This window comes from Streptomyces sp. NPDC058335 (assembly GCF_042723915.1).
GTDB lineage: Bacteria > Actinomycetota > Actinomycetes > Streptomycetales > Streptomycetaceae > Streptomyces.
Map to the genome: position 1 here is coordinate 225,861 of NZ_JBHXHX010000002.1, position 20,130 is coordinate 245,990.

Consider the following 20,130-nt stretch of genomic DNA (forward strand, 5'->3'; position numbering starts at 1 on the left):
TCACGCGGGGCTGAGCAGCTCCGCGTGATGCCGCTCGGCGACCAGCGGATGGGCCCGCAGCTTGCCCTTCAGCTCGTTGAACCCGTACTCCGCGAACAGCGGGTTGGCCGGATCGTCCGTCACACCGGGCGCGGCGGAGGCGTGCGGGAACGGCAGCGGCTCCACGCGGGCGTCCAGCCGCGGGTTGTAGAAGAACGGCACGGAGAACCGCTCGACCGCGCTCGGCGGCGACACCACCCGGTGGTTGGTGGCCAGCAGATAGCCGTTCGTCGCCACCTCCAGCAGCTCACCGAGATTGACGACGAAGGCCCCCGGCAGCGGCGGCACGTCATGGAAGAGCCCGTCCTCGCGCTGCACCTGGAGCCCGCCCACCTGGTCCTGGAGCAGCAGCGTCAGGAACCCGTAGTCCTTGTGGGCGCCGACCCCCTGGCCGGTGCCGTCGCCCGCGCTCCCCGGATAGCGCACCAGCTTCAGATGCGGATGCGCGCGCTCCCCGAACACCGGGTCGTAGAAGTCCGCGGGCGCCCCGATCGCGGCGAGCAGCTCGTGCAGCAGGCTCTGCGCGACACCGCTGAGCCGCTCGACCCACCGCAGCGCGGCCACCCGCAGCTCGGGCAGCCCGGCGGGCCACTGATTGGGCCCCTCCAGCCACCAGTAGGCGGGCTCCCCGGGTCCCGGCACCCGCGCCGGCCGCTCCGCCCCGATGTCCAGCTGGTCGCGCCAGTCCTGCCGGCCGCCGGTCCGCTCGTCACCGGTCCGCGTGTAGCCCCGGAAGTGCGGCGAGTTCACGTTGTCGATCGCGAGCCGCTCGGCCTCGGGCAGCGCGAAGAACCGCCGCATCGCGGAGGTCAGCGCAGCGGTCTCCTCCTCGCTCACCCCGTGCCCCACGAGCTGGAAGAACCCCACGTCGTGCGCGGCGCTGTGCAACTGCGCGTGCAGCAGCGCACGGGCCCGTGGCCCACGGTCGGCGGCGGAGAGATCGATGATCGGCAGTTGCTGGTACGACGGGTTCGTCGACACGTTCGTCATGGTGCGTCCGCAGGGTGTACGGGTCCCGCGCGAGCGCCGTGGGTGGGGCGGGCGCACGGGTGCCAAGTGGGCAGAGAAGGGGGAAACGCGGGCGGCTGCTGTACCGCGAAGGGGGCCGGACAGCTCAGAGGGAGCGTCGACAGCCCATGCTCGTGACGCGGACGTAGTCCACGTGGCGGCGTCGAACGAGCGAAAGCATGCGCTCAGAGTACTCCTCGCCCATGAATCCGTAAGTGGCGCACATCACGCACCGAAGATTCAACGGAGAGGCGGCCAGGACGGCAGGGGTCCCGTAAACGCAGGCGACCCGCGAGTCTGGTCCTCCGGGGGAGGGCCGGCCGGACTTACCGGCGACTCGCGGGTCGGGTGACTGCGTTGAACTGGCCGGCTGCGTGCGTCTCGCACACGCTGGTCCGGCACCCACTACTGGGTGTGGTGGCGGGCCGCTAGCCCGCAGTCACCTCACGAGTCCGGGAATCACACATCTACCGGATCACCTCCTTTCGCGTGTGCCGACACCTTAAGAACCGTTCCGCCGCCCGATCAACCGTTTTTCGGAAGAGGCTCGTCCACGCGCCCGGCGGACGAGTCGGCGGACGACCGGCGGCCGACCGGTGGACGTACGTTTTCCGCTCACCTAGCGTTCCCGCATGACCTCCCCCAGGACCTCCCCCACGGCCGAACGACGGGCCATCCTCAGCGGCTCCACCTTCGAGGAGCAGATCGGGTACGCGCGTGCCGTCGTCGACGGTGACTGGGTGCATGTGTCGGGGACGACCGGCTACGACTACGCGACGATGACCATCTCGGACGACGTGGTCGAGCAGGCCGAGCAGTGCCTGCGCAACATCGGGGCCGCGCTGGGGGAGGCGGGGTGCGGGTTCGCGGATGTCGTGCGGGTGCGCTATCTGCTGCCCGACCGGGCCGACTTCGAGCCCTGCTGGCCGGTGCTGCGCGGCTGCTTCGGCGAGGTGCGGCCGGCGGCGACGATGATGGTGTGCGGGCTGGCCGACCCGCGGATGAGGATCGAGATCGAGGTGTACGCCCGCCGCCCCGCGAGGCAGGACCCGCAACCCCGTTGACGCCCGCCCGGCCGCACGATTGCCTGGGGCCGTGACCGATCTTCGTCTTCGTATCGCGCCGGTCGCCGGCGACGCCATGCTCGAACAGTGGCGGCACGTCCACAACGCGATCGTGCCCCCGGCCGCCATGTCCCCCGACGAGGCACGCACGCGTGCCGACCGCTACCGCCTGGAGAACGCCTACGTCGGTGACGTCCTCGTCGGCTGCTCGACGGTGCGGCCCCCGGCGGGCGAGGAGGCGGTGGCGACCGTCATCGCGCGCGTGCTGCCGCCGTACCGCCGTCGCGGGCACGGGGCCGCCCTGTACGACCACGGTCTCGCCCACGCGCGCCTGCTGGGCGCCCGTGCCGTGGAGACGTGCGTGCTGGCCGTCAACGAGGACGGTCTGCGGTTCGCCGAGGTGCGCGGGTTCGTCGAGACGGAGCGCTATGTGCTGGAGGGCGAGAGCGACGTCTGGGTCGACCTGCGGCTGGCCGCGCTCTAGCAGGACGAGACGTACCTGGCAGGACCGGCGTACAACGATTCCTCAGCAATCTTGCGGGAACCATATGTGGGCTGCGTCACGTTCAAGTTGAATGAGGGCACGTGAGCGAATCCTGAGGGGGTCCAGGTGAGTGCTTCCCGCCGTAGTGGGACCACCGACGAACTGGGACCGGACGAGCCCGAGCGGCCCGGCCCGGAGGGTCCGGACGGCTCGGATCTGCTCGCCGCGCTGCTCGACGGGATGGACGCGGCGCTGTGCGCCTTCGACGCCGACGGCGTCGTCACCCACTGGAACCGCGAGGCGGAGCGCATCCTCGGCTGGACCGCCGCGGAGGCGGTCGGCCGGCCCGGCTTCGCCGGCTGGGCGGTGCGCGAGGCGGACGCCGAGGAGGTCGAGGGCCGGCTGATGGCGGCCATGCGGGCGCCCGGCCGGCAGGTGCACGAGTTCGCGCTGCTGACCAAGGACGGCGGCCGGGTCCTGGTGCGCACCCAGTCCGCCGCCGTCCGCGGCCCCGACGGCAAGCCCGCCGGGCTGTACTGCGCGTTCAGCGAGGTGCACACCCAGATCGACCTGGAGCGCTCCATCGCGCTCAGCGAGGCCCTCTTCGAGGACGCGTCCTGGGGCGTGGTCCTCGTCGACGCCGACCTGCGCCCCGCCGTCGTCAACGCGCACGCGGCCCGCGCGCTCGGCACGGGCCGTTCGGCGGTCCTGGGCCGCCCGCTGGGCGACCTGCTGACCCGCGGCGTCGAGGAGCTGGAGAACGCGCTGACGCACGTCCTCGCCGAGGGCGCCCCGCCCGCGCCCGCCGAGATGTGGGTGGGCGTGCGGACCCCGGAGGGCGAGAAGCGGCGCTGCTGGCGCAGCGGGTTCGTGCGGCTGGCCTCGCCGCTCGCCGAGGAGCCGGTGCCGCTCGGCGTCGGCTGGCTGTTCCAGGACGTCACCGAGGCCAAGCAGAGCGAGCAGGAGGCGGCGCTGCTGCGCTTCCGGACGAACCAGCTGCACCGGGCGTCGCGGGCGGCCGCCGAGTGCGAGGACCCGGCGGAGGCGGCGACGGTCCATCTCGACTTCGCGCTCGCCGGGTTCGCCGACCATGCGGTGATCGACCGTGTGGCGGGCCCGCCGAGGGCCGACGGGGAGTCGGGTGCCCCGCCGCGTCTGGTGCGGGTGGCGGCCACGCCCTCGGGCGCGCCGGGCCCCAGCGTCCTCACCGGCCACGCGGGCCTGCCCGTGGGATACGCGGAAGGCCACCCGGCCCTCCAGTGCGTGGCCCGCGCCGGCTCGGTGCGCGCCTCCGCGGGCAGCGTGGCGTCGGACCGGGCGCGCGAGTGGGCACGCGCGCGTCAGTGGCCCGAGGACACCGTGCACGCGCTGTGCGCGGCCCTGCGCAGCCGGGGCCGCACCCTGGGCGTCGTCACGTTCCTGCGCACGGCGGGCCGTACGGCCTTCGAGCGGTTCGACTCGACGTACGCCGAGGATGTGGCCGTCCGGATGGCGGCGCTCCTGGACCTGGCCGACCTCGTCGATCTCACCGGTGCCGCCGGTGCAGCCGGTTCCTCCGAGGGCGGTGACGACGCCTGACGCGCGCGTGACCCTCGCCCCCGGTGCGGTTCGTCAGCGCCGGTAGAAGATCCGGTCCCGGTACTCGTCCATGATCCGGCCGTTCCACTCGTGGCCGCCGTCGATGTTGCCGGAGCGCAGCAGCGGGGGTTCGATGCCGCGTTCCGCGAGGGAGGCGGCCGCGGTGGCCATGACCGCCTGGAGGAGGGCCGAGGTGACGACGGTGGACGCGGGCGCGAAGGGTGCGGGGACGGTGTCGAGGGTCAACTCGGCGTCGCCGACCGCGATCTTCGAGTCGAGGACGAGGTCGCAGTGATCCTTGAGGAAGGTTCCCGACACGTGCCGGGACGTGGTCTCGGTGGCGTACGCCACCGAGGTCACGCCGATGACCTTCACGCCCAGGGCGCGCGCGTTGAGGGCCATCTCCACGGGCAGGGCGTTGCGGCCCGACAGCGAGACGATCACCAGGGCGTCGCCCGCGCGCACCGGCGAGGTGTCCAGGACGGCGCTCGCCAGGCCGTCCACGCGCTCCAGGGCGGAGCCGAGGGTGGCGGGAACGACGTCGACGCCGACGACGCCCGGCACGGCGAGCAGGTTCATCAGGGCCAGGCCGCCGGCGCGGTAGACGACGTCCTGCGCGGCGAGCGAGGAGTGGCCCGCGCCGAAGGCGAAGAGGCGTCCGCCGGAGGCGACGGTGTCGGCGAGGAGGACACCGGCCGCCTCGACGGCCACCGCCTCCTCGTCGCGAACCCGCTGCAACAGGCCGATCGCGGCGTCGAAGAACTGTGCGGCGGGCGTGCGGTCACTCATCCGAGGGGCCCCTTTGCCGTATCCGGTGTCCGTGTCCGTGTCGCGGATCACCGTGCGGTCTGGACCAGGGCGCTGTCAACATGGCGGGAGGCGCGGTCCGAGTGGAGGCGGCGCCGGGCTGTTCGGGGAGAGGCGGGCGACGCATCGCCGGCGACCGGGGGAGTCGGCGGCTCCACCGGGAGGCGGCAGACCGGCCGCGAAGACCGCTGGGACAGCGCGTCGGTGGCGGTCCGGGGCCGTCCGGAGTACGGCGACCGCCGGGGTGCCCTCAGGGCGCCCGGGGGCACCCCGGGTGCTCCGAGGGCTTCCGGGACCGTCCTGGGGCGCCGGGGAGTCAGACCCGCCCGTGGGAGTGCCCAGGGCCGCCGACGACCGCCCCACGGCCGCCGTGGACGGGTCGGTGCCCCCGGCCGAAGGTGCGTGGCCGTCCGGGAAGGTGGCAGGGTCGTCCGGGGTTGACGTCGCGGGTGGCATGAACCCTGGCGTAACGCCCTTGTTCCAACGGCGCGGCACGCTTGTCAGTGGTATCCGGCAGAATTGAAGCCAGGGCCAGCGCACGAGCCGGAGAGCCGTCCAGCCTCCGGCAATCTCATCAAGGGGCACGTATGTCCGGACTGATCGACACGACGGAGATGTATCTCCGCACCATCCTCGAGCTGGAGGAGGAAGGTGTGGTCCCCATGCGCGCCCGGATCGCGGAGCGGCTCGACCAGAGCGGTCCGACGGTCAGCCAGACGGTGGCCCGCATGGAGCGGGACGGCCTGGTCTCCGTGGCCAGCGACCGGCACCTGGAGCTGACGGACGAGGGCCGTCGCCTCGCCACACGCGTGATGCGCAAGCACCGCCTGGCCGAGTGTCTCCTCGTCGACGTGATCGGCCTGGAGTGGGAGCAGGTCCACGCGGAGGCGTGCCGCTGGGAGCACGTGATGAGCGAGGCCGTCGAGCGCCGGGTCCTCGAGCTGCTGCGCCACCCCACCGAGTCGCCGTACGGCAATCCCATCCCCGGCCTCGAGGAGCTGGGCGAGAAGGAGATCGCCGACCCGTTCCTGGACGAGGGCATGGTGTCGCTCGCCGACCTCGACCCGGGCCTGGAGGGCAAGACGGTCGTCGTCCGCCGCATCGGCGAGCCGATCCAGACGGACGCGCAGCTGATGTACACGCTGCGGCGGGCGGGTGTGCAGCCGGGCTCGGTGGTGAGCGTGACGGAGTCGGCCGGCGGTGTGCTGGTCGGCAGCGGGGGCGAGGCGGCCGAGCTGGAGGCGGACGTCGCCTCCCACGTGTTCGTCGCCAAGCGTTGACCCGAGCGGGGAGCTGAATGCTGAGCGCTGTTCAACTCATGGGGCTGCCGGGGTAGTTGAGGCGTTCTGTCGATCTGGTCGAATCGGTGATTCCCTGGGCCGAATCGCAGCGCTCCGGCGCTGCGCGTGCCAGTCTGTCGCGTGAGGCATATGACCTGAGGGGGCGGGATGATGTGCCGCAGACCATGGGAGGGCCCCGGCGCCTCGCGGCGCCGGGGCCTGTCCTCCCCTGTTCCGACCTGGAGCCCCGAGCTCTCAAGGTCGGTCCCGTCGGACCGGTTTCCCCGATCGGTCCGCCTCCCGCTGAAGGTCTCCCCTGGGCAGCGGCGATCATTCCTTGAGCGTGGTCACTCGAACGAGGGGTGTTGCCGGCGGAAGCGGGTTTCTTCGAATGGGCATTCGATAGCCTGCGTGTGAAGTAAGCAGCACAGCGGTACGACGGCAGACACGACGCGTGACCGGACCGGCCGGCTCGACCGGGAGCGAGGGGTCCGAGCGGGAAGCGAGGGGGGTGCCAGGACCTATGGCGCGACGCATCGACGTGACCGGGGCCGGCGGCGTACGCCTGGCGGCCTGGGAGTTCGGCGACCCGCCCAAGAAGGACCCGGCGGACAACAGGTCGGAAGCCATGATTCCGGCCCAGTCGACCGGCGAGCCGAGCAGGGAGAACGGGGCGGGGCTCGGGTCGACGGCACCCGAGCGCACCACCGGCGTGCTCTTACTGCACGGCCTGATGGGCCGTGCCTCGCACTGGGCGTCCACCGCCCGCTGGCTCTCCGAGCGGCACCGTGCGGTCGCCCTCGACCAGCGGGGCCACGGCCAGAGCGAGAAGCCGCCGAAGGCCGCCTTCACCCGTGAGGCGTACGTCGAGGACGCCGAGGCCGCCCTGGAACAGCTCGGCCTCGGCCCCGCCGTCCTGGTCGGCCACGCCATGGGCGCCCTGACCGGCTGGCAGCTCGCCGCCAAGCGCCCCGACCTGATCTCCGGCCTGATCATCTGCGACATGCGGGCCTCCGCCCTCGGCGCGGCCTCGCAGCGCGAGTGGGCCGACTGGTTCGAGTCCTGGCCCGTCCCCTTCGCCACCCTCGCCGACGTCCGCAAGTGGTTCGGCGAGGACGACCCGTGGGTGGAGCGGCCCAACCCGGCGCGCGGTGAGTTCTACGCCGAGGTGATGCAGGAGTCCCCCGACGGCTGGCGCCCCGTCTTCGAACCCGAGCAGATGCTGAAGTCCCGCGAGACCTGGGTCTACGACGCCCACTGGGAGGAACTCACCCAGGTCCGCTGCCCCACCCTGGTCGTCCGCGGCCTCGACGGCGAGCTGGGGCGCGCTGAGGCACAGGAGATGGTGCGGGTGCTGCCGCTGGGGGAGTACGCGGAGGTGGCCGAAGCCGGTCACCTCGTCCACTACGACCAGCCGGAGGGCTGGCGCACGGCGATCGAGCCGTTCCTGGACGGAGTGCTCGCCCGCTGAGGGAGGGACAGACCTCTGAGAGGGCCCAGGAGCCCCCTCGCACCGGGCAGTCCCCGCAACCGTCCGCTGTAGGCGAGGAGTTCGCGCCCGGAGAGCCGCTCGAACAGCCGCAGCCCCTCGGGCAGCACCCCGATCCGGGCCTTCACCTCGACCGGGTCCCGCCACACGTCGTGCCCGACGACCTCCACCGTGCCCTGGTCGGGCCGCAGCAGTCCGGTCACCATCGACAGCGTCGTGGTCTTCCCGGCCCGGTTGGGCCCGACCAGCCCGATGAACTTCCCCGCGGGCAGATCGAGATCGATCCCGGCGACGGCCACCCGCTGCCCGAACCGAGGTTTCGTACGCGCACGGACGTCATGGCTGAACCCTACGGAGGGAACCGTGCCCCGAAGGGGCGCGAGGCCCCAAGTCCCTAGCGGTCCCTCCCGCACGCGTACGCCAGTGGCGAGATCAGCTCCTCCGCGTCCGGCAGCCACCGGTTCGCGGGCGTGGGCCGGCAGGCCCACTGCACGGCCCCCCGGGACCCGAACCGCGTGGGCGGCGCCGCCACGTACGCCCCCTCGCCCAGCACGACGAGGTCGAGGGACGACAGCGTCCACCCCACCTTGCGCACCAGATCCGGCACCTTGACCGACGCGCCGGGAAGGACGAAGAAGTGCATCCGCCGGTCCGGCGTCAACGTGACGGGACCCAGCGTCAACTCCATCCGCTCCATCCGCGCCAGCGCGAGGAACCCGGCCGTCTCCGGCACGGAGATGGCGTCGAAGGTCCGTCCGGTCGGGAGCAGGATCGACGCGGTGGGCTGCTTCTGCCACATGCGGCGCGCGGCGGTCGCGCTGCCCGTCGCCTGCGTCGCCCACTCGGGCCGGGTCGGATGCGCCCCGGGCGCCGGACACGCCGGGTTGTCGCAGGAGCAGCGCTGCGTCCCGTCGACGGCTTCCAGCCAGGTGCCGGGGAAGACGTCCCAGTGACGTTCCTCGGCGTAGCGAACAGCGGTCTCCAACAGCGATTCTCCGCGCTGCTTCGGGATCTGGGTGGCCTCGGCGCCCGCGATGGTGTCTTCCACGATGAACACAACTCTGGGCGTCACCAGGGGTTACGGCCCGCCCACGTGCGCGGGGGAGGAGCATCGATTCGGCGTCCGGGGCGCACGGGTGCATGGGTGGGGGCGCGCGGGAGGAATGAGCGCGGGAGCGGGTAGGCACGCTTGGGGGCGGCTTCCGTCTTTACCCAGGCAATCCTGGCATGTCTCGCATTCTCGTCGGGTCCGCGGGGCATTGATCTTCGCGGCCGGAATTTTTCGGTGGAAGACACATCAACTCGGTGCGCGGGAAAGGCACCGCAGCCACAGGGGGTAGTGCCCATGGCCGCAAGGCCGCTCGTCGCGCGGCAGCCGAACGAACGGTTGCAGGCGCTCATCCAGGAAGCGGGATGCTCGAACGCCGGGCTCGCCCGCCGCGTGAACATGTGCGGCGCCGAGCACGGCCTCGATCTGCGCTACGACAAGACGTCCGTGGCCCGTTGGCTGCGCGGACAACAGCCGCGGGGGCGCGCCCCGGCGATCATCGCCGAGGCCCTGGGCCGCAAACTCGGCCGTACGGTCACGATCGACGAGATCGGCATGGCCAACGGCAAGAACCTCGCGTCGGGTGTCGGTCTCCAGTTCTCGCCGACGGTACTGGGGGCCATCGAGCAGGTCTGCGAGCTGTGGCGCAGTGACGTGGGCCGCCGGGACTTCCTTTCGGGATCGTCCGTGGCCGCCTCCGCGCTCGTCGAACCGAGCCGCGACTGGCTGATCTCCTCGCCCGACGCGCAGGTGGCGCGCTCGGCGGGTCCCCGGGTGGGCCTGTCCGACGTCGCGGCCGTGAAGGCGATGACCCAGGCGCTCGTCGAACTGGACCACCAGTACGGCAGCGGGCATGTGCGCCCGGTCGTCGTGCACTACCTCAACAGCGTCGTCTCCGGCCTGCTCGCCGGTTCCTACCGGGAGGCGGTGGGGCGCGAACTCTTCGCGTCCGTGGCCCGGCTGACCGAACTCGCGGGCTACATGGCCATCGACACCGGCCAGCCCGGCCTCGCCCAGCGCTACTACATCCAGGCCCTGCGCCTCGCCCAGGCGGCCGGCGACCGCGGCTACGGCGGCTATGTGCTCGCCGCCTCCATGAGCCACCTCGCCGCCCAGCTCGGAAACCCGCGCGAGATCGCCCAGTTGGCGCGGGCGGCACAGGAGGGCGCGCGGGGGCGGGTGACGCCGCGCGCGGAGGCCATGTTCCATGCCGCCGAGGCCCGCGGGCACGCGCTCATGGGCGACGTACGGGCGGCGCAGGTGGCGTCCGGGCGGGCCGTGTCCGCGCTGGAGGCGGCCGATCCGGCGGCCGGGGACGATCCGGCGTGGATCGCGCACTTCGACGAGGCGTACCTCGCCGACGAGTTGGCGCACTGCCACCGCGACCTCGGGCAGGCCGAGGCGGCGGCGCGCTGCGCGGAGCAGTCGCTGGCCGGACACCCGGAGAGCCGGGCCCGCCGACGGGCCATCGGATATGTGCTGTTGGCCACGGCCCAGGTTCAGCAGCGCGAGATCGAGCAGGCCTGCAACACCGGCCTGAAGGCGGTGGAGTTGCTGGAATCGCTCCGCTCCAACCGGGGCGCCGAGTACCTGGAGGACCTCCAGCAGCGGCTGGAGCCGTTCCAGGAGGAGGCCGTCGTCAGGGAGTTCGGGGCGCGACTGGATCTCCAGGCAGCCGCGTGAACATCCGGGGCGCCGTGGCGTGAACGGCCGGGAAACGGCCCGCCGCCGCACGATCGGCGGCGTATACAGCGCACGGCGTCCCGGTTCCGTTACCCACGGCACCGGAAGGAGATCACGACCTGAGCTGCGTGGCACGGGGTTCCGGGAACCCGGTAGCGTGAGCCGACGATTCCGAAGGTCCCCCATCAGTAGGAGTCCCGGTGACGCAGAGTGGACAGGGCGAGGAGCCCTCGGCGCGGACCGCGCACGAAGGCATCGTGCTGCCCTCCGACGGTGGGGAACCCCTGCTGCCGGGCACGACGAACGGCCCGCGGCAGGACCCCTACGCCGGCCAGCAGCAGTACGGCGGCCAGCAGCCCCCGCCGCCGGGCCCGCCGGCCGGCGGGCAGACCTGGGGGCAGCCCTGGGGACCGGAGCAGCAGTCCGGGCAGCAGTCGGGGCAGTCCTGGCCGCCCCCGGCGGACCGGCAGCAGTGGGACGAGGGCCGGCAGTGGGACACCCCGCAGCCGACGGGCCCCGACGCATGGCGTGCCGCCCCGCAGGCCGGACACGGACAGGGCGCGGGCCCGCTGCCGCCCGAGGGCGCCCCGGCACCGTCGTCGTACGGCCACGGCGTGCCGGCCGCGCCGCTGCCGCCCATGGAAGACAGCGCCACCCGGTACATACCTCCCGTCCCGGCACACGCCGACGAGGGCGTCACCCAGTACATACCTCCCGTCCCGGCACACGCCGACGAGGGCGTCACCCAGTACCTGCCGCCCGTCCCGGCGCCGGTGGACGAGGGCGCGACGCAGTACATTCCGCCGGTCGCGCCGGGTGCCCTGCCGCCCGAGTCGCCGGCGGAGTCCACCCACTTCCTCGGCCGCGCCCAGCAGAACGGCCCGGGACCGCTGCCCACCCACGGCGGGCAGCACGGCTCCCACGCCGACGCCGAGGCCACCCAGTACATCCCGCCCGTGACCGGCCAGAGCCCGTACGGCGCCGGCGAGCGGCAGCCGCCCGCCGAGTTCGACAACCTCTTCCGCGGCGGCGCGGGCGACGACGGCCCGGCCGGGGCCACCCAGCAGATGCCGCGCTTCTCGGAGCCCGAACCGCCCGCATACGGCGCCCGCCCCGCGGCCCACGCCCAGCCCGCGCACGCCCAGCCCGCCTACACCCCGCCCGGCGGCGGCTCCGGCGGGCGGCGCGCGATGCGGGACGACGGCCACGGCGGCGGCCGTAGCGGCTCGCGGGTGCCGCTGCTCGCCGCGATCGGTGTGGCTCTCGTCGTCGTCGGGGTCGGCGCGGGCGCGCTGCTCTCCAGCGAGGGCGGTGCCGACCAGGGCGACGACAACAAGACCGTCGCCGCGTCGGCGCCCGCCACCGAAAGCTCGGCGTCGGCGTCGGCCGACGCGGCCGAACAGCAGGCGATCGCTCTGGACAAGCTCCTCGCGGACAGCGGCAGCAGCCGGGCGACGGTGATCGGCGCGGTGGCCGACGTGAAGAAGTGCGGCAACCTCGCCAAGGCCGCCGCCGACCTGCGGGACGCGGCGACGCAGCGCACCGGGCTGGTGACGAAGCTGTCCGGCCTGACCGTCGACCAGCTGCCGGAGCACGCCGCGCTGACCACCGCGCTCACCAAGGCCTGGCAGGCCTCCGCCTCCGCCGACAACCACTACGCGGCCTGGGCCGACCAGGTGGCCGCGGAGAAGGGCAAGCTCTGCAAGAAGGGCCAGGCCCGCTCCACGGGCCAGACGCAGGAGGCCAACCGCGCGAGCGGCACGGCGAGCGCCCAGAAGACGCAGGCCGCCAAGCTGTGGAACGCGATCGCGAAGACGTACGGCCTGACAGAGCGGCAGCCGACGCAGCTGTGAGCCGGGAGGGGGCGGGCCGGCGTCGGTTCAGTCGACGTCGGCGTTCTCCAGCGTCCTCGTGACGTCGACGAAGCCCTCCTTGGCCGCCGCGAGCCGGCCCTGCTTCACGGTCTGAAGCGTCACGTTGGCGTTGACCAGGCGCGGGAAGCCGATCGAGGCCAGCTGGTCCGTGAACTCCCAGCGCAGGGTCGGCGTGAGCCCGCCCGTGCTGACCTTCAGGCCGTCGTCGAGGGCGCCGCTGACGGTGTCGGCGGTCACCGCGCCGCCACCGAGCGACTCCACGACCTTCTTGAACACGGTGTAGGCGATCCAGGTGGTCTGCACGCCGGTGTCCGCCGGGTCGATCCGGGTGTCGGAGAAGGCGCTCTCGCTGATCACCTTCTTCATCGGGTCCCAGCGCGGGTCGCTCGCCACCGGATACCAGCCGGTGACGTAGGCCCCCTCGAAGGCGCTGGACGCGCCGCCGGTGGAGTTGATGACCGTCTGGTCGACGCTGCCGAGGACGGTGGCGGTGCTCACGGTGGGGTAGTCCCCGCGGCCGCGCCGGAAGGAGTCCATGAAGGTGCCGGTGCGGTCGCCGAGGGCGGGGATCACACACCCCTTGCCGTTCTCACCGGACTCGTCCTCGGCGGTCGCCTCCTTCAGCGCGGCATCGGCCTGCGCCGAGTACTCGGTGGCGTCCTCCGCGGCCTGCTGGTCCACGGCCTTGTCGTGGCCGCCCGCCGTGAGCCCGGCGTCGAGCATGGCGGGCAGGGCGTCACCCGCGATGGTGTCGGGGCGTACGAGGGCGACGCGGCCGCAGCCCGCGGCGAGTTCCTTGCCGAGGCCCGCCAGCAGCGCGGGCTGGCCGCCGTTGACGGGGTAGGAGAGCGGGCTGATGAACTCGTCGTTGGTGACGCCGTAACCGCCTATGTAGGGAATGCCGGCGCCTTCCAGATGCGGAAGGAAGGACTCGGAGTGCTGGCTGTAGGAGCCGAGCACGGCGACCGCGTCCGCCTTGACGGCCTGCCGGGCGCACTTCGCGGCGTCCACGGTGTCGTTGTGGTCGTTGCAGGTCAGGACCTTCAGCTTGCGGCCGTTCAGCCCGCCGTTGGCGTTGACCCAACGGGCGTAGGCGCGGGCGAAGGCCGGCATACCGGGCTTGTTGGTGGCCGCGGTGCCCTCGGGCGCCCACGTCATGACGACGATCGAGCCGTCCCCGGAGCCCCCCGTGGCCCCGGGGACGAGCCCGCAGCCGGCGGCGAGTGACGCACTGGCCACCAGGGCGCCCGCCGACAGAGCGGCGAATCTGAAAGGCCTGGTGGGGCGGAGAAACCTGGGGAGGAAGGTGCTTCGCGTGCGTTGCCTGCCGGTCATGTCCACGCACGATTCCGTCACATGACCAACCTCGGAGTGACCCACGGTCAACACCGGGTGACAGGGAGGTGAATTACGGGGGCTGGTGAGGCCAGCGGGACGGGGAAACGTACGATCGATGACCGTGCAAGGTTCGGAGAACTCTTCCCGTCGCGGCCGTCGCTCCTCCACCATGGGCGGCATGCCACTCAACGACATGCCGTGGTGGCGCTGGCGCAGCAATGTGCGCTCCGCGCTGCACATGCTCTCCGATCCGGTGTTCCAGCGGGACGTCTGGCTGGCCGGCGTCGACGGATACGGGGACGTCACCGACGCCGTGTACCGCCTGGTCGAGGACACCTGGCTCGACAACTGGTCCGCCGAGAAGTACGTCGGCACGATCTTCCGCGACTCCCAGGAGGCCGCGCTCGTCGACACCGCCGTGCTGCGCGTCCTGCGGATCATGCACCAGGTCGGTCCCGACGCCCCGGTCTCCGCGTACGTCGACCACGAGGGCTGGCCCGACGCCGTACGGGCGGCACGCGACGCCCACGTACGTCTCGCGGTGGCCGACGGCGAGGAACCGGACACCGCGCCGCGCACGCTGGAGGTCTTGCGGATCATGACGCGGACGGCGTGACGGGGAACGGAGTGTGATTCCGTCCTGCGGACGGCGTTCCTGCGCGTGTGACCTCTCATGAGACCCTGTGCTGCATGAGTGAGCAGTCCACCCGCGCCACGGCGACCCTCGCCGACCAGTACGTCCTCACGCTGTCCTGCCCCGACAAGCAGGGCATCGTGCACGCCGTGTCGAGCTACCTGTTCATGACCGGCTGCAACATCGAGGACAGCCAGCAGTTCGGCGACCACGACACGGGCCTGTTCTTCATGCGCGTCCACTTCTCGGCGGAGTCGCCGGTGACCGTGGACAAGCTGCGGGCGAGCTTCGCGGCGATCGGCGACTCCTTCCACATGGACTGGCAGATCAACCGGGCCGACGAGAAGATGCGCATCATCCTGATGGTCAGCAAGTTCGGCCACTGCCTGAACGACCTGCTGTTCCGCGCCCGGACCGGCGCGCTGCCGGTGGAGATCGCGGCCGTGGTGTCCAACCACACCGACTTCGCCGAACTGGTGGGTTCGTACGGCATCCCCTTCCACCACATCGCGGTGGCGAAGGACAACAAGGCCGAGGCGGAGGCGCGGCTGCTGGAGATCGTCCGCGAGGAGAGCGTCGAGCTGGTCGTCCTGGCCCGCTACATGCAGGTGCTGTCGGACGACCTGTGCAAGCAGCTCAACGGGAAGATCATCAACATCCACCACTCCTTCCTGCCGAGCTTCAAGGGCGCGAAGCCGTACCACCAGGCGCACGCGCGGGGCGTGAAGCTGATCGGCGCGACGGCGCACTATGTGACGGCCGACCTCGACGAGGGGCCGATCATCGAGCAGGAGGTCGAGCGGGTCGGGCACGACGTCACGCCGGACCAGCTCGTGGCCGTCGGGCGGGACGTGGAGTGCCAGGCGCTGGCGCGGGCCGTGAAGTGGCACGCGGAGCGGCGGATCCTGCTGAACGGGCGGCGCACGGTCGTCTTCGCGTAAGCGAGTCCGCTCCTTCCGGCACCGGGCGCTGGTTCCTACATCCGGCTCAGGGACGCCGCCGCGGACAGTACGTCGCTGATGGCCGTACGGTCGCCCACCTGGCCCGCCGCCGCTTCCTCCGGGGAGACGTGGCCCGCCGCGAGCCGGCAGAACTCCACGTCGTCCAGGGCTACATGGGCCACCTCGTGGTCGGCGGAGCCCATCGCGGCGGGGGAGTCGAGGGGGATGAGCCACTCGCCGCCGCCCAGCCCCTCGATCTCCAGCCGCAGGCTGCGGCCGGGGTGGCCCGCGGTCACCAGATGCCGGGTCTCGCCCGGCGAGGTGAGTCCCGCGCGGCGGCGTTCGGCGAGGGCGCCGGGCAGCATCCGGGCGGCCAGGTCGATCATGCCGCGCAGATGGCGCGGCGCGGGCGGCTCGTAGGGGTAGTCGACGGCCTCGGCGATGTCCACGGCGTGCACCCAGCACTCGAAGGCCCGGTCCACCAGTGCGTCCCGCAGCGGCAGTTCGAAGTCGCCGTACGACACCGGCATGGTGCCGGGGCCGCTGCCTGTGAAGGCCGCCGTGCGGACGACCGCGTGGGTCTGGTCCCGCCAGGGGCCGCGCACGGACCGCGTGGGCGGGAAGTGCGAGGCCTCCCAGAACGCCTCGGTCCGCTCGGCGGGCGATCCCACCGGCTTGCCCGCCGTGCCGCCGGTGACCGGGCCCAGCGGATCGTCGAGACCCAGCGCGATGGCGACCAGCCCGTCCACCGCGAGCAGGTGCGCGATCACGCCGGCGACGGTCGTACGGCGGCTGGTGGCGTCCGCGCCGCGGAACCAGCGCAGCCGCACCGGCGCGTGCCACTCCGCGTCCCCGAAGTCCTGCAGCAGCGCGTCCAGCCGCGCGGTCTCGGCGTCGTACGACATCGCCCAGTCGGGCACCGGGATGCGCGGCGGGCGCCGGTCCAGGCAGCTCTCCAGGACGCGGGTGCGCAGGGCCGGGTCCAGGTCGAGGCTGTCGGGGCGCTGGAGCAGGCCGACCGCCTCGCGCAGCCGCCGGGCCTCGTCGGCGCAGGCCCCGCAGTCGCCGAGGTGGTCCTCGACGGCGGCGGTCTCCTCGGCCGAGCAGGCGGCCAGCGCCCAGGCTCCCAACAGCGCCTTGAGCACGGGGTGTTCCAGGCGGAGGGCCGCGGGTGCGCCTTCGGTGCCGGGGTCGTCGCCGTCGTACGGGTCGACAGGGTCTGCGTCGGTCATGCCGCACCCCCGTAACGTCCGGGCGGGGCGCCGGGGGCGGCGGCGTCGTGGGCCGTGGAGAGAAGTTGCAGGCCGAGGCGGAGGCGGCGACGGGCCTCGTCCTCGGTGACGCCGAGGTCGGCGGCGGTCTGGCGGTAGTCGCGGCGCTGGAAGTACGCCAGCTCCAGTGCGGCGCGCAGCGGGGTCGGCATCGACTGGACGATGTAGTCGGCGCGGGCGGCGACCGAGGCGTGACGGACCTTGTTCTCCAGTTCCTCGGTGCCGCCGGAGCCGTCCAGCGCGAGCGCCGCGCTCTCCGTGGCGCGCAGCCGCTGCACGGCCAGGCGGTGGGTCAGGGCGGCGACCCAGCTGCGCAGGGGGCCCTGCCGGGGGTCGTAGGAGTCCGGGTGCTCCCACACGTGCGCGAAGACCTCGCGGGTGACGCCGTCGGCGGCCCGCTCGTCCCCCAGCACGCGATGGGCGAGACCGTGCACGAGCGAAGCGAACCGGTCATACAGCTCACCGAGGGCGGCGGCCTCGCCGCGCGCGAGCCGCTGCTGCATCTTGCGGTCCCAGCGGGGCGGTGCGTCCTTCTTCGCCATGCGGCCCCCTCAGCCCTGCCCGTGCCCGGCGCCCCCCACCGGGGCCTGTCCCTGTCCAGCCTGCGTGCATCGTCGCCTCGAATGTAGTCGGCACGTCCGACGACGCACGCCCCTTTGCTGCAATGTGCGCCCCCTGTGCCGCGGCGGGTGGTAAAGGCATGCTCCGGCGCGTCTACCCGCCCTGCTCGCGATCAGGCTTGATCGGAGCAGATCGAACAGGACCGATACCGACTGGAACAAGCCTCTTTCTCGCATCGACCGTTTTCCACCCTTAGTTTCGGGGAACGGCCGCTGGGCAGCCGCGCTGCGAGGAAGCGAAGGGACAGCTTCCGTTCGGGCGGATGAAGGGCGTGGTGGTGGCTTTCAAAGTGACCGGCGGTGAGCGGGGCGGATGGGCCGTGCTCCGCGTGTCGGGCGAGCTGGACCTGGTGACGTCGCCGGTGCTGCGTCAACGGGTGCACGACGAGGTGGCCGAGGGCCGCCACAGTCTCGTCCTGGACCTCTCCGAGGTGCATTTCTGCGACTCCAGCGGGGTCGGCGTCCTCATCGCCTCCCGGCGGCTGATCCGCTCCTGCCGGGGACGCCTGCGGCTGATCCTGCCGGCGCGTGGCGCGGTGGAGGACTCCCACGTCAACCGGGTCCTGGGCGCGCTGGGCGTGCGCCGCCTCTTCGACGTGTACGGCGATGTCGCCGAGGCCGTCGACGAAGGCAGCGAGCCGCTGTCCGCCTGACCGGCTCCGGTGAACCACGTCACGGTTTCTGCCACATCCTCGTACCGGAATTCCCTCGGTCCTGGCACAGGTGTCACCTTCCCGCCGCCCGGATGTCGCCGGCGTCGTACGCTCCCCTGCGGACACCCACACCCGACGTGATGACGTAAGGCGGCCCAGAGACATGGTGAGCAGCGAGTACGAGCGCAGGATCGCCGCCCGGTTCGCCACCTTCGACCAGGACGGCAACGGCTACATCGACCGCGTGGACTTCGCCTCCGCGGCGAAGGCCGTGCTCGCCGAGTTCGGCGTGGCGGCCCGGTCCGGCAAGGGGCAGGCGCTGTACGCCGGCGCCGAGGCGTTCTGGCAGGGCATGGCCGGGATCGCCGACCGGGACGGGGACCAGCGCATCACCCGCGACGAGTTCGTGGGCGGGGCCGCCAAGCGGCTCCGCGACAACCCCGAGCGGTTCGCCGAGATCGCCCGGCCCTTCCTGCACGCGGCGCTCGACATCGCGGACGCGGACGGCGACGGGCGGGCCACGGTCGACGACACGGAGCGGGTGCTGAGGGCACTGGGGGCGAGCGAGGAAGTCGCCCGCGGGGCGGCGGCACTGCTGGACGCCGACGCGGACGGGGTCGTGGGAGAGGCCGACGTCGTCCCGGCGTTCGCCCGCTACTTCACCGTCCCGGAGTAGCCGGCCGCCACGGGGCTCCGCCCCGGACCCCGGCCGGGATCCGGTCCCCTGGCATCCCTCCCGAGCCTTCCCTCAACCCCCCACCCCCGAATACCTCTCCCGCAACCGGTACTTCAGCACCTTCCTCAGTGTCTCGTTCCGCGGTAGCGCGTCCACCACCTCCAGTTGTTCCGGCAGTTTGTGTACCGAGAGGCCCGCCGCCCGTAGGTATGCCGTCACCGTGTCCAGGGTCAGGTTCTCGGTTCCCTCCTGTTGCTCCACCACCGCGCACACGCGCTCTCCCCGTTCCGGGTCCGGGAGGCCGATCACCGCCACGTCTCCCACCGCGGGGTGGGTGTGGAGGAGGTCTTCTATCTCCTTCGCCGAGATGTTCTCGCCCTTGCGGATGATCACGTCCTTCAGGCGACCGGTGAGGATCAGGTGGCCGGTGCCGGTGACGTGGCCCAGGTCGCCCGTGCGGAGGAAGCCGTCCGGGTCGAAGGCCTCCGCCGTCTGGGCCGGGTCCAGGTAGCCCTGGCAGACCGCCTCTCCGCGCAGGCGTACCTCGCCGTCCACGATCCGGATCTGCATGCCTTCCGGCGGGCGTCCCTCCGTCGTCGCCAGGTTGTCGGCCGTGTCGTCGGGGGAGCCCATGGTGATCATCGGAACCTCGGTCATGCCGTAGCCGTGGGTGAGCTGCACGCCCATCTCGCGGACCACCGAGTGGTACAGCTCGGGGGGTTTGGGCGCTCCGCCGCCCGCGAGGAGGCGGAGGGTCGGGATCACCGGGACGCCCGGCCGTTTCCGCTGTTCCGCGAGGAACATCGAGTAGAACGCCGTCGAGCCGCCCGCCACCGTGACGCCGTGCCGGCGGTACTCCGCGAGCGCGTCCGGCAGGGCGAAGTGCTCGAACATCACCGCCGGGAAGCCGTACAGGAGCAGCATCACCGTGTAGTCGGGGCCGGCGATGTGCGCGTAGGGGAAGGCCATCGAGCCGACGTCGTCCGCCGTGAGGCACAGCGCGTGGGCGAGGCAGGCGCCGCCCGCGATGAGGGAGCGGTCCGTGTGCAGGACGCCCTTGGGGTCGGACGTCGTGCCCGAGGTCCAGTAGATCCAGCGCACGGAGGTGCCCTCGGTGGGCGGGGCGGGGAGTACCGCCGGGTCGCCCTCGGGCAGGTCTTCGTACGCCTCGAAGACGCCCCTCGCGCCCAGCCGTCGGGCCATCTCCGTGTGGTCGAAGCCACGCCACACGCCCGGTACGGCGAAGAACTCCGCCTTGGACTCGCGCAGGGCGAAGCCGACCTCGCGGTCCCGGTAGAAGGGGATCACGGGGGTCTGGACGGCGCCGAGGCGGGCCAGGGCGAAGGACAGGACAGCCGTCTCCAGGCGGGTGGGGAGCTGCCAGGCGACGACCGTGCCGGGGCGTACGCCCATGCCGTACAGGCCCGCCGCGGTGCGCTCGGCGCGGTCGCGGAGGGCGCCGAAGGTCAGGGCGCGGTCGTCCTGGAGGAGGACCGGGCGGTCGGGGGTGAGGGCGGCTCGGCGGGCGAGCACGTCCCAGAGGGTGCGGGACGCGCCCAGGTCGGTGGCGGTGTCGGTGGCGGTGTCGGGCACGGCGACCCCCTCTTCGGCTGACGGTCAGTCAGATCGTGCGCAGAGCGTAG

General features: G+C 72.5%; 18 protein-coding genes and 1 pseudogene. 11 read left to right on the forward strand and 8 right to left on the reverse strand.

Annotated features, from left to right (window positions below; genetic code table 11):
• Entirely contained in the window at positions 1-1,029 is a 1,029-nt protein-coding gene (locus ACFWJX_RS04155) for an isopenicillin N synthase family dioxygenase (RefSeq protein ID WP_383236516.1), read from the reverse strand.
• Positions 1,030-1,679: 650 nt separating this feature from the next.
• On the opposite strand from ACFWJX_RS04155, the gene ACFWJX_RS04160 reads away from it, so the two are divergent.
• From ACFWJX_RS04160 to ACFWJX_RS04170, 3 genes are all read left to right on the forward strand, one after another.
• Positions 1,680-2,111 (forward strand): RidA family protein, encoded by a 432-nt coding sequence (locus ACFWJX_RS04160; RefSeq protein ID WP_383236518.1) that lies wholly within the window; start codon positions 1,680-1,682, stop codon positions 2,109-2,111.
• Positions 2,112-2,142: 31 nt separating this feature from the next.
• Complete coding sequence (locus tag ACFWJX_RS04165; protein WP_383236521.1) at positions 2,143-2,595, forward strand: GNAT family N-acetyltransferase; 453 nt, start codon at positions 2,143-2,145, stop codon at positions 2,593-2,595.
• Between the two features lie 126 nt (positions 2,596-2,721).
• Positions 2,722-4,173 (forward strand): PAS domain-containing protein, encoded by a 1,452-nt coding sequence (locus ACFWJX_RS04170; RefSeq protein WP_383236524.1) that lies wholly within the window; start codon positions 2,722-2,724, stop codon positions 4,171-4,173.
• Between the two features lie 33 nt (positions 4,174-4,206).
• Here the strand turns inward: ACFWJX_RS04170 and ACFWJX_RS04175 are convergent, their stop codons facing one another.
• Positions 4,207-4,962, reverse strand: coding sequence for an SIS domain-containing protein (locus ACFWJX_RS04175; RefSeq protein ID WP_383236527.1), 756 nt, complete (start codon positions 4,960-4,962; stop codon positions 4,207-4,209).
• A gap of 605 nt (positions 4,963-5,567) precedes the next feature.
• Between ACFWJX_RS04175 and ACFWJX_RS04180 the strand changes: the two genes are divergently transcribed.
• Positions 5,568-6,260 carry a metal-dependent transcriptional regulator gene (locus ACFWJX_RS04180; protein WP_086767908.1) on the forward strand — a complete coding sequence of 231 codons (693 nt, stop codon included), beginning with the start codon at positions 5,568-5,570 and terminating at the stop codon, positions 6,258-6,260.
• Positions 6,261-6,783: 523 nt separating this feature from the next.
• Positions 6,784-7,731: an alpha/beta fold hydrolase gene (locus ACFWJX_RS04185; protein ID WP_383236530.1), complete on the forward strand. Its 948-nt coding sequence runs from the start codon at positions 6,784-6,786 to the stop codon at positions 7,729-7,731.
• Between the two features lie 41 nt (positions 7,732-7,772).
• On the opposite strand, the pseudogene ACFWJX_RS04190 reads toward ACFWJX_RS04185, so the two are convergent.
• Positions 7,773-8,048, reverse strand: a pseudogene (locus ACFWJX_RS04190) (ATP-binding cassette domain-containing protein); the annotation flags it as partial.
• Positions 8,049-8,143: 95 nt separating this feature from the next.
• On the reverse strand, positions 8,144-8,806 hold the full coding sequence (locus ACFWJX_RS04195; RefSeq protein WP_383236533.1) for a bifunctional DNA primase/polymerase: 663 nt from the start codon (positions 8,804-8,806) through the stop codon (positions 8,144-8,146).
• Between the two features lie 288 nt (positions 8,807-9,094).
• Here ACFWJX_RS04195 and ACFWJX_RS04200 point away from each other — a divergent pair, with 288 nt between their 5' ends.
• Together ACFWJX_RS04200 and ACFWJX_RS04205 are read left to right on the forward strand one after the other, a co-directional pair.
• On the forward strand, positions 9,095-10,480 hold the full coding sequence (locus ACFWJX_RS04200) for a transcriptional regulator (RefSeq protein WP_383236535.1): 1,386 nt from the start codon (positions 9,095-9,097) through the stop codon (positions 10,478-10,480).
• 200 nt (positions 10,481-10,680) lie between these two features.
• Positions 10,681-12,333 carry a hypothetical protein gene (locus tag ACFWJX_RS04205; RefSeq protein ID WP_383236538.1) on the forward strand — a complete coding sequence of 551 codons (1,653 nt, stop codon included), beginning with the start codon at positions 10,681-10,683 and terminating at the stop codon, positions 12,331-12,333.
• A gap of 27 nt (positions 12,334-12,360) precedes the next feature.
• On the opposite strand, the gene ACFWJX_RS04210 is transcribed toward ACFWJX_RS04205, so the two are convergent.
• Positions 12,361-13,689: an ABC transporter substrate-binding protein gene (locus ACFWJX_RS04210; protein ID WP_383236541.1), complete on the reverse strand. Its 1,329-nt coding sequence runs from the start codon at positions 13,687-13,689 to the stop codon at positions 12,361-12,363.
• Between the two features lie 118 nt (positions 13,690-13,807).
• Here ACFWJX_RS04210 and ACFWJX_RS04215 point away from each other — a divergent pair, with 118 nt between their 5' ends.
• Both ACFWJX_RS04215 and purU read left to right on the forward strand, forming a co-directional pair.
• Positions 13,808-14,308, forward strand: coding sequence for a hypothetical protein (locus ACFWJX_RS04215; protein ID WP_383236544.1), 501 nt, complete (start codon positions 13,808-13,810; stop codon positions 14,306-14,308).
• A 74-nt stretch (positions 14,309-14,382) separates the two neighbouring features.
• Positions 14,383-15,267 (forward strand): formyltetrahydrofolate deformylase, encoded by an 885-nt coding sequence (gene purU / locus ACFWJX_RS04220; protein WP_383236547.1) that lies wholly within the window; start codon positions 14,383-14,385, stop codon positions 15,265-15,267.
• Between the two features lie 35 nt (positions 15,268-15,302).
• On the opposite strand, the gene ACFWJX_RS04225 is transcribed toward purU, so the two are convergent.
• Positions 15,303-16,499 carry a maleylpyruvate isomerase N-terminal domain-containing protein gene (locus tag ACFWJX_RS04225; RefSeq protein ID WP_383236550.1) on the reverse strand — a complete coding sequence of 399 codons (1,197 nt, stop codon included), beginning with the start codon at positions 16,497-16,499 and terminating at the stop codon, positions 15,303-15,305.
• Entirely contained in the window at positions 16,496-17,080 is a 585-nt protein-coding gene (locus ACFWJX_RS04230) for a sigma-70 family RNA polymerase sigma factor (protein WP_383236553.1), read from the reverse strand. Before ACFWJX_RS04230 ends, ACFWJX_RS04225 begins: the two co-directional genes overlap by 4 nt.
• A gap of 350 nt (positions 17,081-17,430) precedes the next feature.
• Between ACFWJX_RS04230 and ACFWJX_RS04235 the strand changes: the two genes are divergently transcribed.
• Both ACFWJX_RS04235 and ACFWJX_RS04240 read left to right on the forward strand, forming a co-directional pair.
• Positions 17,431-17,811 (forward strand): STAS domain-containing protein, encoded by a 381-nt coding sequence (locus ACFWJX_RS04235; RefSeq protein ID WP_383236556.1) that lies wholly within the window; start codon positions 17,431-17,433, stop codon positions 17,809-17,811.
• Between the two features lie 163 nt (positions 17,812-17,974).
• Complete coding sequence (locus ACFWJX_RS04240; protein WP_383236558.1) at positions 17,975-18,487, forward strand: EF-hand domain-containing protein; 513 nt, start codon at positions 17,975-17,977, stop codon at positions 18,485-18,487.
• Between the two features lie 72 nt (positions 18,488-18,559).
• On the opposite strand, the gene ACFWJX_RS04245 is transcribed toward ACFWJX_RS04240, so the two are convergent.
• Positions 18,560-20,080: a class I adenylate-forming enzyme family protein gene (locus ACFWJX_RS04245; RefSeq protein ID WP_383236560.1), complete on the reverse strand. Its 1,521-nt coding sequence runs from the start codon at positions 20,078-20,080 to the stop codon at positions 18,560-18,562.
• Positions 20,081-20,130 lie beyond the last annotated feature (50 nt).